Consider the following 15,699-nt stretch of genomic DNA (forward strand, 5'->3'; position numbering starts at 1 on the left):
CCTTAAGGGGGCGGGATATGCCCGCGCGTTCCTCCCTCCTGATCTTTGCCGGAGCCATCATCGTGGCTGCGCTCGCCATTCTGTGGAGCACGCGCACGGCAGGCGAACTGGCGGACGAGCTTGCACGACAGGCACAGGACGTCGTCGCCCGGTCCGGCGCGCGCGAGGCGCAGGTCAGCTTCGCGACCGCCGATGGCTGGCCCAGTCGCCATGCCCTCCTGACGCCGACCGCCGAACTGGACGAGGGAACGCGCGCCGATCTGGCCGGTGCCATTGCCGCCATCCCCGGCGTCGGCGGCGTCCACTGGAGCGATGGCACCATGCTGGCGGAAAGCGGCGAGGCTACCTTCACTTCGATGCATTGCCAGGACGATGTCGCAGCGCTGCTGAATGCCCGCACGCTCAGGTTCGAGGAATCCAGCGCGGACATGGATTTCGGCAATGACGAACTGCTCGACGAAGTGGCTGCAGCGCTTCGCCCGTGCCTTGGCAGCATCATCGCCATTACGGGCCATACCGACAGCTCGGGCGATGAAGCGGCCAATCTCGCCCTGTCGCGGGACCGTGCCGATACGGTCCGGCGCGAACTCGTCGCGCGCGGCATCCCGCAAGACGGGTTGAGGGCGCGCGGCGTCGGCGCAAGCGTGCCGGTCGAAGGACTGGACCCGGCCGACCCGGCAAACAGGCGGATCGAATTTTCCGTTATCGCGAAAGTTCCCCTCATCCCCACCCCCGTCGACACACCAAGCGCGAGGTAGGAGGAACGCCGTGCCCATCTGGTTCGAACTCGTCGCCCTGTCGCTCGCGGCCTATGTCATCGGTCTCGGCATCGGCTGGATGTTATGGGGACGCTCGGCATCCCTTTCGCCGGACGCTGACGAAACCGAACAAACTTCTGCAGAAGGACCCGTGTCATGATGCAACTTGCCCAGGCCAACTGGCCCATTCTCCTCGCCGCGCTGTTGATCGGACTGATCGTCGCCTGGCTGCTATTCCGCAGCAACCGCAAGACGACCATCGCGCGCGGTACCGATACCCCGGAAGACGGAGCACCTGCCCGGCGCAACCAGGCATTGATTGATGCACCGCCGGTTGCCGCAGGAGCCGTCGGCGGGGCTACCGTGGCCGCGAAGGGCGCAGCAGTTTCTGCCGAGCCGGAAGCTCCTGCCGTGCAGGAGGAAACCCTTGCCAGCGACGAGCCTTCCGACCCCGCCGTAGATTCCGATCCGGCCCCGGCAATCGCACCCGCGTCCGCACCGGCGGAAACGACCGGACCCGCCCCCTCCGGGACCGCCGACGATCTGAAACGGATCAAGGGCGTGGGGCCGAAGCTCGCCGCGCTCCTCAACGAGCTGGGCGTCACCAGCTTCGCGCAGATCGCCGCGTGGGACGATACCGAGGTCGATCGGATCGACGCCGAACTCGGGCGCTTCCAGGGCCGCATCCGCCGGGACGACTGGCGCACCCAGGCGCGCTTCCTCGCTACCGGGGACACATCCGGATATGAGAGCGAATTCGGCAAGTTATAAAATAACGGGAACCGAAGCTCTCCCACCCCGTTGATTGCGTCAGGTGGGAGAATAACTATGGAAAAGCCGACGATACTGGTCGCCGAGGATGAACGCATCATCGGTTTCGACCTGTGCGAAACCGTGGCCGAAGCCGGTTACGACGTGGACGGTCCGTTCGAGGCGGTATCGTCCGCCATGCTGGCCTACCAGAAGAACAAGCCCGACCTTGCGATACTGGATGTGCAACTGGGCGACGGCGTGGTCTTCCCGCTGGCCGAGAAAATGATGGCCGAAGACGTCCCTGTGATCTTCCATTCGGGTCACTATTCCGGTGACGACGTAAGCCGTAGATTCCCCAGGTCGCGAACCCTGTCGAAGCCGACTGCACCGGCGCAAATCCTGTCGGAAGTGAAGCAGGCTCTTTCGCGCTGAGCCCAATATCCGGCGCAGTTTGGCGCCGGGAAAACCGGCCCTTGCCGATGCAGACCTAGACACGTCTTGCGAAGACGGTTCGCAAGGGGCAATGACCGGTGCCTAGCGAAGGAGAGACAATGGCAGGCGCAAATTCCGGAATGGCCCCTTTCACGTGGGACGACCCCTTCCGCCTCGACGATCAGCTGACGGAAGACGAGCGCATGATCCGCGAGGCGGCTCACGGCTTTGCGCAGGATACGCTGCAACCGCGTGTGACCGATGCCTACCGCGACGAGATCGACGCGCCCGAACTTTTCCCCCTGTTCGGGCAGGCGGGCCTGCTGGGCGCGACCGTGCCGGAAGAGTATGGTGGCGCGGGTGCGAGTTACGTGTCGTACGGCCTGATCGCGCGCGAGATCGAGCGGGTCGACAGCGGCTATCGCTCCATGGCCAGTGTCCAGTCCAGCCTCGTCATGTTCCCGATCCACGCCTTCGGATCGGAAGAACAGCGCCGCAAGTACCTGCCCGGCCTGGCGTCGGGCGAACTGATCGGCTGTTTCGGCCTGACGGAACCCGATGCAGGGTCCGATCCGGGCGGCATGCGGACCTATGCCAAGAAGGACGGGGACGGATATGTCCTGTCGGGCGCAAAGACGTGGATTTCCAACTCCCCCTTCGCCGACGTCTTCGTCGTCTGGGCCAAGAGTGAGGCGCATGGCGACGGCATTCGCGGCTTCATCCTCGAAAAGGGAATGGAAGGGCTTTCCGCGCCCAAGATCGAGGGCAAGCTCAGCCTGCGTGCCAGCACCACCGGCATGATCGTGATGGACGAGGTGAAACTGCCCGCCGATGCGCTGCTGCCCGAGGTTCAGGGTCTGAAAGGTCCGTTCAGCTGCCTCAACCGCGCCCGCTACGGCATCAGTTGGGGCGCAATGGGCGCTGCGGAGTTCTGTTATCACGCGGCGCGCCAGTACGGCCTCGATCGCAAGCAATTCGGCGTGCCGCTGGCATCCAAGCAGCTTTACCAACTCAAGCTGGCCGACATGATGACCTACATTTCCATGGGCCTGCAGGCCAGCCTGCGTGTCGGGCGCCTGATGGACGAGGGGCAGTTCGCGCCCGAGATGATCTCGATCGTCAAGCGCAACAATGTCGGCAAGGCTCTGGATATCGCCCGCAAGTCGCGCGACATGCATGGCGGCAACGGGATTTCCGAGGAATACCAGGTCATCCGCCACATGGTGAACCTCGAAACGGTCAACACCTACGAGGGCACGCATGATGTCCATGCGCTGATCCTGGGCCGGGCCATCACGGGGCTGGCCGCGTTCTGACATACGTCTGGAACGCGCAGCCTGCCCGTTCGTCGATGCTACGGAGGACGGGCACATGAAGCTCTACGGTTATTACAGAAGTTCGACCAGCTACCGCCTGCGCTGCGCGCTGGAGCTGAAAGGGATCGCGTATGAAAATTGCGCGGTGAATCTGCTGAAAGCGGAGCAGAAGGACGCGGCCTTCACCAGTCGCAATCCGTTCGGCAGCGTGCCGATGCTGGAGACGGCGGACGGCGACAAGGTGCAGTCTATGGCCATCATCGAATGGCTCGACGATGCTTATCCCGGTGCGCCCCTCATGCCCGCCGATCCGGAGCAAAGGTATCTCGCACGAGAGCTAGCCTATGCGATCGCGACCGAACTGCACGCGCCGCTGAACCTGCCTGTACTGAAATACCTGAAGGACGAACTGGACCAGTCCCCGCAGCAGGTGGGTGACTGGTATCGCCACTGGCTCGCCCGCACGCTGGAGCCGCTGGAGCAGCGGCTGGCGCAGCTGGGAACGGGCGATTTCCTGTTCGACAGGCCCGGCTTTTTCGAAGTCGTCCTGATGCCGCAGATCTACAATGCCCGCCGTTTCGACTTCGATTTCGGCGACAAGCCCCACACCACCCGGATCGAGGCTGCGTGCCTTGCTTTGCCGGCGTTCCAGCGCGCGCATCCCGATGCGCAGCCGGACGCCCCGAAAAACACAGACTAGAACCTAAGGACGAGAATCTATGAAACTCGCAACGCTCAACGATGGAACCCGCGACGGCAAGCTGGTCGTTGTCTCGAAAGACATCACCCGCTATTGCGCCGCCGACAATATCGCGCCGACGCTGCAGGCCGCGCTCGACAATTGGGAAGAATGCGCGCCGAAGCTGGAAGCGCTCTACCGCGATGTCGAACACCAGGCTGTCCCGTGCGAGCGGTTCCACGAGCGCGAGGCGCATTCCCCCCTGCCCCGCGCCTATCAATGGGCCGATGGCAGCGCGTATATCAATCACGTCGAACTGGTGCGCAAGGCGCGCGGTGCGGAGGTTCCGGAAAGCTTCTACCACGATCCGCTGATGTACCAGGGTGGCAGCGACGACTTCCTTCCGCCGCGTGCCGACATTCCCCTGAGCGATGTCAAATGGGGCTGCGACATGGAAGGCGAAGTGGCCGTCATTACCGACGACGTTCCCATGGGCGTGTCGAGCGAGGAAGCCGCTGGCCACATCAAGTTGGTCATGCTGGTAAACGACGTCTCGCTTCGTGGCCTTATCCCCGGCGAACTGGCAAAGGGGTTCGGCTTCTTCCAGTCGAAGCCTGCGACCGCATTCAGCCCGGTATGCGTGACCCCCGACGAACTGGGCGATGCGTGGAAGGACAACGTCATCCACCTGCCGCTGATGGTGAATTACAATGGCGAGCCCTTCGGCAGGGCACAGGCGGGCGAGGATGCAACCTTCAGCCTGGCAGATCTTGTCGCCCACGCGGCCAAGACGCGCAATCTGGGCGCGGGTGCGATCATCGGGTCGGGCACGGTCAGCAACAAGGGGCCGGAAGGCGATCCGGGCAAGCCTGTCAGCGAAGGCGGGCTGGGCTATAGTTGTATTGCCGAAATCCGCATGATCGAGACGATTGCCGAAGGCGAGGCGAAGACCCGCTTCATGCATCCGGGCGACACGGTCAAAATCTGGATGGACGATGCGGAGGGGCATTCGATCTTCGGCGCCATCCGGCAGGAAGTGGTTCAGGCCTGATGTTTTTCGAGGCGACCTGGCCCGACGTGATCGCGCGCGCCGTAATCCTGTCGACGGTGGGCCTGTTCTGGGTTGTCCTGCTGGTCCGGATCGTAGGCCTGCGCTCCTTTTCCAAGATGACGAATTTCGACTTTGTCATGACGGTCGCGACGGGTTCGCTCCTGGCCGGCGCGGCGCAGGCGACCGGATGGGAAGGCTTCGCGCAGGCGATGCTGGCGATGGCCACACTGTTCTTCGTGCAATTGACCATGTCCCGTATCCGCAAGAACTCCGACCCGTTCGAGCAGGCGATCCAGAACGATGCCGTCCTGCTGATGAAGGACGGGGAGTTCTGCGAAAAAGCGCTGCATGACGAGCGCGTCGCCAAGTCCGACGTCATGGCCAAGCTGCGCGAAGCCAATGTGCTGGAAATGGGCAAGGTCCGGGCCGTAGTCCTGGAGACGACAGGTGACGTGTCCGTTCTCCATGGCGATACGCTGGAGAAAACGCTGATCGCGAATGTCCGGGACCTGACCTGACGGGGCAGGTCCCGGCTTGTCCGTGGCTCAGGCCATGGCAGCCTTGCGCTCCGCCTCCAGCCGCAGGGCGCGCGAGGCCATGTAGTAGAACCAGATTGCCAGCGGCGTCAGCAAGCCGACCGTCAGCAGCGCGTATCGCAGGGATTCGTCGCCGAAGCGCGGGATGTAGAGGTCCGAAATGACCCCGATCAGGGTCGGCCCAAGACCGAGGCCGATCAGGTTGATGACCAGCAGGGTAATCGCGGCCCACACGGCCCGCATCTTCATCGGAGCCAGTGTCTGAAGCATGGCGAATGTGGGCCCCAGGTAACAGCTCTGGAACAGGACCGCGATGAAATAGGCACCCACCGCCCAGAAAGCGTCCTGCATCAGGTAGAACATGATGAGGAATGGCAGGGCGAGCAGCTTCAATCCCGCGATCATCAGAGGCTGGGCCTGCATTCCGTATCGCTGCGCCAGCCGGTTGGCGAACCATCCGCTTCCCAGTCCGCTGGCAACGCCTGCAACGGCGAGCAGGGGCGCGACGATATTGCCGATCTGCAGGGTGTTCAGGCCAAAGCTGCGAATGAGATAAGGCGGCGTCCAGCCGGTCAGCGCGTAACCGATCAACGACGTCAGCGTCACGCCCGCCACCAGCCAGCGCGCCGCTTCGTTCGAGAAAATGGAGGCGAAGCCTTCGCGGATGGTCGGTTGCCCTTCCAGCGCCGCGTGGCCCGGTTCTGCAATACGTGGCGGCTCGCTGGCGAATACGCGCACCAGGATTGCCAGCACGAGCCCCGGCAGGCCAACCGCGATGAACGCCGTCCGCCAGTCGAAGAAATAGGTGATGTTACCGCCGAATATCTGGCCCGCAGCGGCCCCCAAGGTCACGCCCAGCGAGTAGATCGACAAGGCGAGCGCGCGTTTTTCCGCCGGATACATATCGGCGATCATCGAATGGCTCGGCGGGCTTGACCCGGCCTCCCCGACGCCCACCCCGATACGGGCGAGCAGCAGGTGCGTGAAGTTCTGGGCGAGGCCGCAAAGCGCGGTCATCCCGCTCCACAGAGCCAGAGCTACGGCGATGATGTTTCGCCGGTTCGACCGATCGGCAAGGGCCGCAACCGGGACGCCGAGCGTGGCGTAAAACAGGGCGAAGGCCAGCCCCGACAGCAGGCCTAGCTGCGTATCGGACAGCAGGAGGTCCGCCTTGATGTCCTCCAGCAGGATCGCGAGGATCTGCCGGTCCATGTAACTGAAGAAATAGGTCGTCGTCAGCAGCCCCAGCGTGACGCGGGTCGCACGGGGGCTCAGCGTCTGCTGGGTCTGGTCTGTGTTCATATATGTCGTGATGCCGGAATCACGGGGTCCGCGATCCCGGCATCCATTCCTCCTAGAAGTTCGTCTTCAGGCCGAGACGGTAAGTCCGCCCCAGCGCCGATCCGATGAACGGGTTGTAGCCGAGCGGAAGCTGGGCCTCGGCCGGTGCTGCGTCGGTGAAATTCTCCACGCCCGCCTGCAATTGCGCTTCCACGCCGCGGAACTGCAATTCGTAGGTCAGGAAGAAATCATGCTTCGTGAAGCTACCGCTCTCGATCCCGTAATCGGTCGGACCGGCAGAAGTCTGGAAGCATGGATCGCGCCCAATGCAGCGATCGTCCGTCACGCCGTCGATATGCGTCAGGACGTAACGGGCGTTGAACCCGCCGGCGTTGAAGTTGGCATAGGCATTGGCGCGCCATTCCGGGACCGTGTTCGGGTCGCGGAAATAATTGCCGAAACCGACCGCGTCGTAGCTGTCGATCACCTGCACGCCCTGCACTTCGAACGGATCGAATTCGTAGCCCAGATTGTAGGACCCGTTGCCGCCGATCGAGAACATCCCGAAATCTAACGGGAAGTCGTAATTGATCGCGACATCGAGTCCGGTGATCTTCACATCCGGACCGTTGACGAAATCGGTACGCACGCGGGCGATGTCGAGACCGGTCGTCGTGCCCTGCACGCACTGGTTGCCGCTGAAGGTAATCAGGTTGGCCAGCGGGCTGGCGCAATTGACCGGCTCGTTACCCGTGGTCTGGCCATTGGCGACGAAGCTGGCGATGGCATCGCCCGGCGTGGTCGTGATCCGGTCTTCCAGGTCGATCGACCAGTAATCCACGCTGAAGGTCAGATTGCCCGGCGTCAGGATGAAACCGAGATTGTAGGTCAGCGCGGTTTCCGGTCCCAGGTCGTTCGGGTTGCCGAAGATGTCGAGCGACTTGTAGTTGCCGCCGGCCGCGGTGAACCCCTGCAGCGCCGTGGTACCATTGGGCGATACGTTGGATGCCAGCGGACCACGGAAGGTGGTGCCGACCGAACCGCGCAGGGTCAGCCAGTCCGTCGCTTCGAACCGGGCCGAAGCCTTCGGATTGACGGTCGACCCGATGGGCGAACCGTAATCCTCGTAACGGATTGCGCCGTCGAGCTCGAGCCGGTCGGTCACCGGGACCGAGACTTCCGCGAAGACGGCATACACGTCCTGCGACAGGCGCGCGGGCCGCGAACCACCGAGGAAGATGAAGGAGCCCACGCCTTCCGTCGCCGTGCCCACGCAGCTCTGGTCGCCCAGAATGAAGCACGGGTTCACGTCGAGATTCGACAGCTGGTTCAGCGGGTCGGTCGTGAACTTGTTCTTGCGGTACTGGACGCCGGCAGCGAACGCCACTTCCCCTCCGGGAAGCTCGAACCCGGTACCACCGGACAGGACGGCATCGAACACGACCTGCGTTTCCTCTTCCTCGGTTCCATTGGGAACCTGCAGCCAGGCTACCAGCTCTTCGCTGTTTTCCGCACCCGGTACGTAGAACTGGTTGTCGATGTTCAGCGCCGGGTTACGCGGCCCGGCATTGGTGAACGGGTTGAAGAACAAGCAGCCGTTCTCTCCCGGGGTCGTTCCCCGGCAGTTCGGTCCGCCGAACCCGTTCAGGGCGGCCTGCAGGCGGGAGCCGATGATGCCCGGCGCGAAGAAGGTCCGGTCCGATTCCCAGAAGGTCCCGTCGATGTCGAGGAACAGGTTGTCCGACAGTTCGAAATCGAACCCGCCGCTGATGCGATAGGCGTGGTTTTCCGCGAAACCGCGCGCTGCACCGCTATCCTGGTCGCGCGGGTTGCCGAGGAAGCCGAACGGGCGGAACAGTACGTTGGTAACCGCGACGATCGGATTGGTCGGGCTGCTCTGCGGCAATCCGACCTGGTCCAGGAACGCCGGCAGGCCGGGGTTCGCTGGCGACGTCGTGAAAGCGCTGGTGAAGCCCGAGCCGCGCGGCCCCTGGGTCGGCGGGAAGGACGGCGAATAGTTGAGGTTGTCGAGCCTGCTCGTCGCGAACAGGGCCTCGACGAAGAAATCGATCCGGTCCGAAATCGGGGCCGATACCTGCCCGTAGATCTGGTAGCGATCCTCGTCCTCGACGATGTTGTCGTAGGGAACGTAGGTAAAGCGGCACAGCGCCCCGTCCTGGAAACCGCCCAGAGATTCACAGCCGACGTCGGGCCGGACCTGCGTGTTCACGGTTCCCGTACCGGTATCGAAATAGCTCACGGCGAGCAGGCCGGGAGTGGAGAGAGCGGAATAGGCCGACGGGTTCACCGTATATTCGGTCTGCGTGTAATCGCGTTCCGTGGTGCGCAGTTCGGAGCGGTGTTGATACCCAGCGCCGAGCAGGACGTTTGCCTCTCCAAGCTCGAGACCGACCAGCCCGCTCAACGTATAATTGCCGTCAGACCCGTCGATGAAGGTGTAATTGCCCTGCAATTCGGCGCCGACGAAATTGCGCCGCGTGACAAAGTTGGCCACGCCCGCAATGGCATCGGAACCATAGGTTGCTGCCGCGCCGTCCTTTAGCAGCTCGACCCGGTCGAGTGCGAACAGCGGCATCAAATTGGTATCGGCAAAGCCTGCGCCCGGCGCCTGGATGGTGCGTTTGCCGTTGAGAAGCACGAGGGTACGGGTCGGATCGAGACCGCGAAGGTTGATGGAGCCGACGCCCTGGAAACCCTGCGCCACGGTCGAGAACTGGTTGGTATCGCCAAGGACCGCGCCGACCGAGGGCAGTTCCTTGATGAAGTCTAGCGGGGAATCGATGCCGTTCGCAGCCAGGTCTTCGGCGGTGAAGACATCGACCGGAAGCGATGCATCTTCCGGCGTGCCGCGAATAAGCGAGCCGGTAACGACGATCGTATTGTCGTTTTCGGAAGTATCCGACCCCGCGGTAATGGGATCGACCTGGGCCAGTGCAGGACTGGCCCCTATCAGGACTGCGCTGGCAAGTACGCCGCGCGCAACGGTGCTGAGGTAATCTGTACGCATCATCTTGGCTCTCCTCCAAGGGTTTGCACCTCGGGGAGAACATCAGACGCACTGCGGCCCTTGTTTACGGACCGTTCAAATGCATGCCCCTCTCCCAAGACAGGGGAGCATCATGCACACACGATCAGGGCGCGGCAATAGGATATGACAATTTTGTTGCCGGTTGTGTAACTTTACAACACCCATCGTTGCTAAAGCACGGATTTCACACGGATCATGGCTGCTGCGGCCACCACCCAGCAGGACGCCGCGAACAACATTGTCCACACCGGTTCGCCTGGGAAGAAGGCATTCATCACGCTGCCCATGACCGTTGCGACCAGCAATTGCGGCACGACGATGAAGACATTGAACAGGCCCATATAGATGCCGAGCTTCTGCTGGGGCAGGTTGGAGGCGAGGATGGCGTAGGGCATGGCAAGGATGCTGGCCCAGGCGATGCCGATACCGATCTCCGCCAGCAGAAGGGCCTGCGCATCGCGCACGGCGAAGAACATCAGGAAGCCTGCCGCGCCCAGCATCAGGCAGGCGGCATGGGTCCAGACCTGCCCGATCCTGCGGCTCATGACCGGAAGCAGCGCAAGGGCTGCAATCGCGGCCACCCCGTTATAGACGGTGAACAGGACATTCACCCAGTTCGCCCCTTCGTTATAGGCGGCACTGGCCGTATCGGTGCTGCCGTAAACATATTGCGTGACGACCGGCGTCGTGTTGATCCACATGATGAACAGCGCCGACCAGCTGAAGAACTGGACCAAGGCGAGCCGTTTCATGACCGGCGGCATCCCTGAAAAATCGCCGATGATGCTGGAAAGGATGTTCGCATCCTGTCCGCGCCGCGCCATCGTGATCGCTGCAATGCTGAGCACGCCATACGCTGCCAGCAATGCGCCGAGGAGATAGACTTCCTTCTCCAGCGAGAATGCCTCGACCGCAAGGACGACCGCTGTGCCAAGGGCTATCCATAAACCGCCGGCAAGGAAAGATTTCGAGGCAAGGACACGCGCCGGTTGCGACAGGTCCTGCGCGCTATCACCTCCGAATTCCGCCATCTGTTCGGGGCTGTATTCCTTCACCGTTAGAACGGTCCACATGACTGCCGCGAACAGGATTGCTGCGCCGGACCAGAAACTCCAGCGGACGGTATCGGGCAGTTGCCCCGGCGGCGCGACATTCGCCACGCCCAGCCATTCCAGCAGGGCGGGGAAGATCGATCCGACCACCGCGCCCGCGCCGATGAAAGCGGTTTGCACGGCATAGCCTGCGCTATGCTGGTCGGTTCCCAGCATGTCGCCGACAAAGGCGCGGAACGGCTCCATCGAGATGTTGAGCGATGCGTCCAGCACCCACAGCATGGCCGCCGCGAACAGCAGCGGCGCGCCGAATGCCGGGCTGAGCGGCATCAGGAACAGCGCAAGGGACGCCAGGATCGCGCCGGTCAGGAAATAGGGTTTGCGCCGTCCGAAGCGGTTCCAGGTTTTGTCCGAAAGATACCCGATGATCGGCTGCACGATGAGACCGGTCAGCGGGGCTGCGACCCACAATGCCGGCAGGTCGTCCATGCTGGCGCCCAGCGTCTGGAACAGGCGCGACATGTTCGCATTCTGCAGCGCGAAGCCGATCTGAATGCCGAAGAAGCCGAAGCTGATATTGAACAATGCCCCCGGGCCCAGCCGGGGCTTGCCTGCACTCACGCGAACTCTCCCTGTCCGCGGGGCCGTCGTCACAATGCGCACCCCGTCACCATGCGGGCTCGCACGGACAACGGGGATCGACAACATGTATACGAATGTTGCCGGTGATCGTCGGTTCTCAGCCGCCCGTGCTGCCCCGCACGATCAGCCGCGTCGGCATTCGCGGATCGGGCATCGGAGTCCCTTCGATCTGGGCCAGCAGCGTGTCGACCAGTTTCTGACCAGCCCCCTGCACATCCTGCATCACGGTGGTGAGCGGCGGTGTCGTCAGGCTGGCGGCAGCGATATTGTCGAACCCGATGACCGCCACGTCGCCCGGCACGGCGATGCCGCGCTCTGCAAGGACCTGCAGCGCGCCGATCGCAATCAGGTCGCTGGCTGCGAAGACCGCGTCGAACGGCCGGCCGGTGGCGATGACCTCCTCCATCGCGGCGCGTCCCGCCTCTTCGCTGGTGATGGCATCATGCTGCAACGGAGGCTGGACAGCAAAGCCCGCATCCGCAAGCGCGCTGGCCATTCCGCGGTAACGCTGCGCGAATTCGGGCGCATTGTCGTCGATCCGGCCGAGGAACGCGATATTGCGCCGTCCCCCGTCGATCAGGTGCCGACCGGCGATCCGCCCGGCTTCGAAATTGTCGGACCCGATGGTCTTGCCACCGCTATCCTGGCTGACGGAACCCCAACGGGCATAGGACGTGCCCTGCTCCTGCAATTGCTGCAATCGGCGCTCGTATTGCTGCCAGTCGCCATAGCCCAGCAGGATCAGCCCGTCTGCCCGGTGGCTGTCATGGTATCGCTGGTGCCAGTCGTCTTCCATGCGCTGGAACGATACCAGCAGGTCGAGACCGCGACGGGCGCAGGCGCGGGTAATCGACCCCAGCATGGCGACGAAGAAGGGATTGATCATGCTTTCGTCGGGTGTGGGATCTTCGAAGATGAGCAGGGCTATCGTGTCGGACCGCTGGGTCCGCAGCGAGGAAGCATTGCGATCGACCGCGTAGTTCAGCTCCCTTGCAATACGCTCGATCCGCTCGCGCGTCTGCACACTGACCGAAGTATCGCCGCGCAGCGCCCGGCTGACGGTGGGCTGCGAAACCCCCGCCTTGTAGGCAATGTCGATGCTGGTTGGCCTGCCGGTCTTGCGCCGCCCCATAGCGTGCTCCTCGGCCCGCATAATGACGCGTTGCAGACCCTTCGGCAAGCGGGCACGGCGCGGTGTGGCAATTTGGCGACATGGGCTGATGCTGCGCTGCACAAACATACGTATACCGTCTTCCCCGCACCAAAATGGCGTTCCATCAAGCTAGCCAACGGGCCTGTCCGAAGGGGGGCGGCGCCCATCTTCAGCATGACGAAACAATGCCGGCGAACGGCGATTTTGGGAGAGTACGAAGTGATCAACCGGAAGACATTCTCGGCAGGTATCAGCGGATCGGCGCTGGCCCTTTCGCTCGCCCTGGCCGCTGCACCGCAGGCTGCGATGGCACAGGACGCGGAATCGCCGGAAGCGGCCCCGCAAGGAGACGAGGACGGCGACGAAGTCATCGTGGTCCGCGGCTTTCGCGCCTCGCTGGAAAGCGCGGTCAACGAGAAGCGCCGCAGCGACCTGATCCTGGAATCGGTCACTGCCGAGGACATCGGCAAGCTGCCGGACGACTCCATCGGCGAATCCATTGCCCGTCTGCCCGGCGTCACGTCGCAGCGCCTGAACGGCCGCGCCAACGTGATCGCCATTCGTGGTTTCGGCCCCGATTTCTCGCAGACGCTGCTGAACGGACGCGAGCAGACGTCGACCGGCGACAACCGCGCGATCGAATTCGACCAGTATCCTTCCGAAGTCGTCAACCAGGTGGTCGTGTACAAGACGCCGAGCGCCTCTCTTGTCGGCCAGGGCCTGGTCGGGACGATCGATGTCCGTACGATCCGCCCGCTCGACCAGCGAGAGCGCATCCTGGCGATCGGCGCTAAGGGATCCTATGCCGATCTCGGCGCGCTCAACGCCGGGTCGAAGGAATTCGGCTTCCGCGTGAACGGCACCTATGTCGACCAGTTCGCGGACGACACGGTCGGCATCGCGCTGTCCGCCGCCTATACCGACGAGCCGTACCAGCTGCAGGAATTCAACGCCTGGGGCTATGCCGGCAGCGGCGAGCCGGGCTCGCCCTTCGTCATCGGCGGTTCGAAAAGCTTCGTGACTTCCACGCAGCTGCAGCGCATCGGCGTGTCCGGTACGCTGGAGATCGACTTCACGGACAGCCTGACGCTGACCACCGATGCATTCTATTCCAATTTCGACGATGACCAGTCGAAACGCGGCATCGAGCTTCCCCTGGGCTTCGGAGCCTTCGGCACCACCTTCGATTCCTCGACCGCCACCACCGTGGACACCGAATTCGGCGAGTTCGCGTCGTCCGGCACGTTCGAGAATGTCGAAGGCGTCATCCGCAACGACATCTTCCAGCGCCAGGCCGACCTCTATTCCGGCGGGCTGAACCTGGAATACGACAATGGCGACGGATGGAACGCCTTCGTCGATTTCGGCTATTCCCGCACCGACCGCAACGAACTGAGCATCGAGAGCTATTCGGGCACCGGATACAATGCAGGCGTCGGGGCGACCGATACGATCGGTTTCCAGTCCGACCGCAACGGCACCAGCTTCCAGCCTTCGCTCGACTACAGCGATCCCACGCAGATCGTCCTGACCGACCCGCTCGGCTGGGGTGGCAGCCGCGTGCAGGCGGGCTATTACAACAACCGCATCATCGAGGACGAGCTGAAGCAGTACCGCGTGGGAATCTCGCGCGAACTGGACGGCTTCGTCAGCAAGGTGCTGTTCGGCCTGTCCTATACCAATCGCGACAAGAGCCTGACGCCGGACGAATTCTTCGTGCAGCCGCGCGCCGGCCTGACCGAAATCGCCATTCCGGACCAGTTCCTGCTGCGCAATACCGATCTCGATTACCTGGGCCTGGGGCCCATCGTCAGCTACGATGCACGCGACATCATCGCCTCGGGCGAACTGGTGCTCGACCGCAACCTGTCGAACGACATCCCGGCCAAGGCCTTCCGCATCAGCGAAGACCTGATGACAATCTACGGCCAGCTGGATATCGACCAGCAGCTGGGCGCCGGCATCCTGACCGGTAATATCGGGGTCCAGGCGATCCAGACCGACCAGACATCCTCCGGCCTTGCCTTCGCAGGTGGCCAGCAGGTCAACGTCTCGCTGGGTGACAGTTACTGGGACGTCCTGCCGTCGGCCAACCTGTCGCTTCGGCTCGACAGCGACTGGGTGTTCCGCATTGCCGCCAGCCGCCAAATCCAGCGCCCGCGCCTGGACGACCTGCGCGTTGCCATCGGCTACGGCATCAATATCAATCCCTCGGAAAGCCCGACCGGCGTCGCGCCCTTCATCAGCGGCGGCGGCGGCAACCCGCTGCTGCGTCCGTACCGCGCCAACGCCGTCGACTTCAATATCGAGAAATATTTCGGCGGCGGGGGCCAGGGCGTGGTCGCGCTCCAGTTCTTCTACAAGGACATCAAGAGCTATATCGACCGCGCGCGCTTCGTGTTCGATTACTCGGCCTTCCCGGACCCGGCGGGCCAGCCTGTGGCGACGCAGATCGGCCTGCTGGATGCACCTACCAATACGGGCGGCGGCGATTTCTACGGGGCAGAGGCGTCCATCGTCTTCCCGCTGGACATCATCACGCCTGCATTGGACGGGTTCGGCGTGACCGGCGGCCTCGGCTGGACGGACTCCAAGGTGGAGAACGCGAATGGCGACGAAGCGGTCATCCCGGGTTACTCGAAATGGGTCGCAAACGGCACTGCCTATTACGAGAAGAACGGCTTCAACGCCCGCGGCAGCGTGCGTCACCGCTCCTCCTTCTTGGCCGACTTCACCGGCTTCGGCGGATCGCCCACGCGGCGCCGTGCGCGGGCCGAGACCATCATCGACGCCCAGATCGGCTATGACTTCGAAGGCGGCGCGCTCGATGGCCTGTCGATCTACCTGCAGGGCCAGAACCTGACCAACCAGCCCTTCGTGTCGCAATTCGACGTGCCGGTTCCCGAAGCGGTCATCGACTACCAGGAATATGGTCGCCGGTTCCTCGCAGGCTTCACCTACAAGTTCTGAAGCCTGCCGGATGGAGGGGCCTCTCGC

The 15,699-nt window shown here is 63.2% G+C and carries 13 protein-coding genes; 9 read left to right on the forward strand and 4 right to left on the reverse strand.

Features of this window, described 5'->3' with window-relative positions:
• Nucleotides 1-17 precede the first annotated feature (17 nt).
• The 8 genes from PF049_11830 to PF049_11865 all read left to right on the forward strand — a co-directional run bounded on the left by PF049_11830 (nt 18) and on the right by PF049_11865 (nt 5,507).
• Nucleotides 18-758, forward strand: coding sequence for an OmpA family protein (locus PF049_11830; GenBank protein WBY16269.1), 741 nt, complete (start codon nt 18-20; stop codon nt 756-758).
• Nucleotides 759-768: 10 nt separating this feature from the next.
• A complete protein-coding gene (locus PF049_11835; protein WBY16270.1) occupies nt 769-918 on the forward strand; it encodes a hypothetical protein in 150 nt (49 codons plus the stop codon).
• Complete coding sequence (locus tag PF049_11840) at nt 915-1,529, forward strand: hypothetical protein (protein ID WBY16271.1); 615 nt, start codon at nt 915-917, stop codon at nt 1,527-1,529. Before PF049_11835 ends, PF049_11840 begins: the two co-directional genes overlap by 4 nt.
• Nucleotides 1,530-1,586: 57 nt before the next feature.
• Entirely contained in the window at nt 1,587-1,943 is a 357-nt protein-coding gene (locus PF049_11845; GenBank protein ID WBY16272.1) for a response regulator, read from the forward strand.
• A gap of 119 nt (nt 1,944-2,062) precedes the next feature.
• Entirely contained in the window at nt 2,063-3,259 is a 1,197-nt protein-coding gene (locus tag PF049_11850; GenBank protein WBY16273.1) for an acyl-CoA dehydrogenase, read from the forward strand.
• 55 nt (nt 3,260-3,314) lie between these two features.
• Complete coding sequence (maiA, locus tag PF049_11855) at nt 3,315-3,959, forward strand: maleylacetoacetate isomerase (GenBank protein ID WBY16274.1); 645 nt, start codon at nt 3,315-3,317, stop codon at nt 3,957-3,959.
• 19 nt (nt 3,960-3,978) lie between these two features.
• Nucleotides 3,979-4,989, forward strand: a complete 1,011-nt coding sequence (locus PF049_11860; GenBank protein WBY16275.1) for a fumarylacetoacetate hydrolase family protein — start codon at nt 3,979-3,981, stop codon at nt 4,987-4,989.
• Nucleotides 4,989-5,507 carry a DUF421 domain-containing protein gene (locus tag PF049_11865; protein ID WBY16276.1) on the forward strand — a complete coding sequence of 173 codons (519 nt, stop codon included), beginning with the start codon at nt 4,989-4,991 and terminating at the stop codon, nt 5,505-5,507. The genes PF049_11860 and PF049_11865 overlap by 1 nt, the downstream gene beginning before the upstream one ends.
• Before the next feature lie 27 nt (nt 5,508-5,534).
• On the opposite strand, the gene PF049_11870 is transcribed toward PF049_11865, so the two are convergent.
• From PF049_11870 to PF049_11885, 4 genes are all read right to left on the reverse strand, one after another.
• Nucleotides 5,535-6,827, reverse strand: a complete 1,293-nt coding sequence (locus PF049_11870; GenBank protein ID WBY16277.1) for an MFS transporter — start codon at nt 6,825-6,827, stop codon at nt 5,535-5,537.
• A gap of 52 nt (nt 6,828-6,879) precedes the next feature.
• The gene (locus PF049_11875) at nt 6,880-9,837 is read right to left on the reverse strand and encodes a TonB-dependent receptor (GenBank protein ID WBY16278.1); all 2,958 of its coding nucleotides are present in this window, start codon (nt 9,835-9,837) and stop codon (nt 6,880-6,882) included.
• Between the two features lie 188 nt (nt 9,838-10,025).
• Entirely contained in the window at nt 10,026-11,528 is a 1,503-nt protein-coding gene (locus PF049_11880; protein ID WBY16279.1) for an MFS transporter, read from the reverse strand.
• A 118-nt stretch (nt 11,529-11,646) separates the two neighbouring features.
• The gene (locus tag PF049_11885) at nt 11,647-12,681 is read right to left on the reverse strand and encodes a LacI family DNA-binding transcriptional regulator (protein ID WBY16280.1); all 1,035 of its coding nucleotides are present in this window, start codon (nt 12,679-12,681) and stop codon (nt 11,647-11,649) included.
• A gap of 327 nt (nt 12,682-13,008) precedes the next feature.
• Between PF049_11885 and PF049_11890 the strand changes: the two genes are divergently transcribed.
• Nucleotides 13,009-15,672, forward strand: a complete 2,664-nt coding sequence (locus PF049_11890) for a TonB-dependent receptor (GenBank protein WBY17920.1) — start codon at nt 13,009-13,011, stop codon at nt 15,670-15,672.
• The last annotated feature ends 27 nt before the right edge of the window (nt 15,673-15,699 follow it).

The organism is Erythrobacteraceae bacterium WH01K (assembly GCA_027941995.1).
GTDB lineage: Bacteria > Pseudomonadota > Alphaproteobacteria > Sphingomonadales > Sphingomonadaceae > CAJXSN01.

Excerpts from the sequence above, each read along its gene's own strand:
- PF049_11830 (WBY16269.1), top strand. The coding sequence starts at position 18 with ATGCCCGCGCGTTCCTCCCTCCTGATCTTTGCCGGAGCCATCATCGTG.
- PF049_11840 (WBY16271.1), top strand. The coding sequence starts at position 915 with ATGATGCAACTTGCCCAGGCCAACTGGCCCATTCTCCTCGCCGCGCTG.
- PF049_11845 (WBY16272.1), top strand. The coding sequence starts at position 1,587 with ATGGAAAAGCCGACGATACTGGTCGCCGAGGATGAACGCATCATCGGT.
- PF049_11850 (WBY16273.1), top strand. The coding sequence starts at position 2,063 with ATGGCAGGCGCAAATTCCGGAATGGCCCCTTTCACGTGGGACGACCCC.
- maiA (WBY16274.1), top strand. The coding sequence starts at position 3,315 with ATGAAGCTCTACGGTTATTACAGAAGTTCGACCAGCTACCGCCTGCGC.
- PF049_11860 (WBY16275.1), top strand. The coding sequence starts at position 3,979 with ATGAAACTCGCAACGCTCAACGATGGAACCCGCGACGGCAAGCTGGTC.
- PF049_11865 (WBY16276.1), top strand. The coding sequence starts at position 4,989 with ATGTTTTTCGAGGCGACCTGGCCCGACGTGATCGCGCGCGCCGTAATC.
- PF049_11870 (WBY16277.1), bottom strand. The coding sequence starts at position 6,827 with ATGAACACAGACCAGACCCAGCAGACGCTGAGCCCCCGTGCGACCCGC.
- PF049_11875 (WBY16278.1), bottom strand. The coding sequence starts at position 9,837 with ATGATGCGTACAGATTACCTCAGCACCGTTGCGCGCGGCGTACTTGCC.
- PF049_11885 (WBY16280.1), bottom strand. The coding sequence starts at position 12,681 with ATGGGGCGGCGCAAGACCGGCAGGCCAACCAGCATCGACATTGCCTAC.
- PF049_11890 (WBY17920.1), top strand. The coding sequence starts at position 13,009 with ATGGCACAGGACGCGGAATCGCCGGAAGCGGCCCCGCAAGGAGACGAG.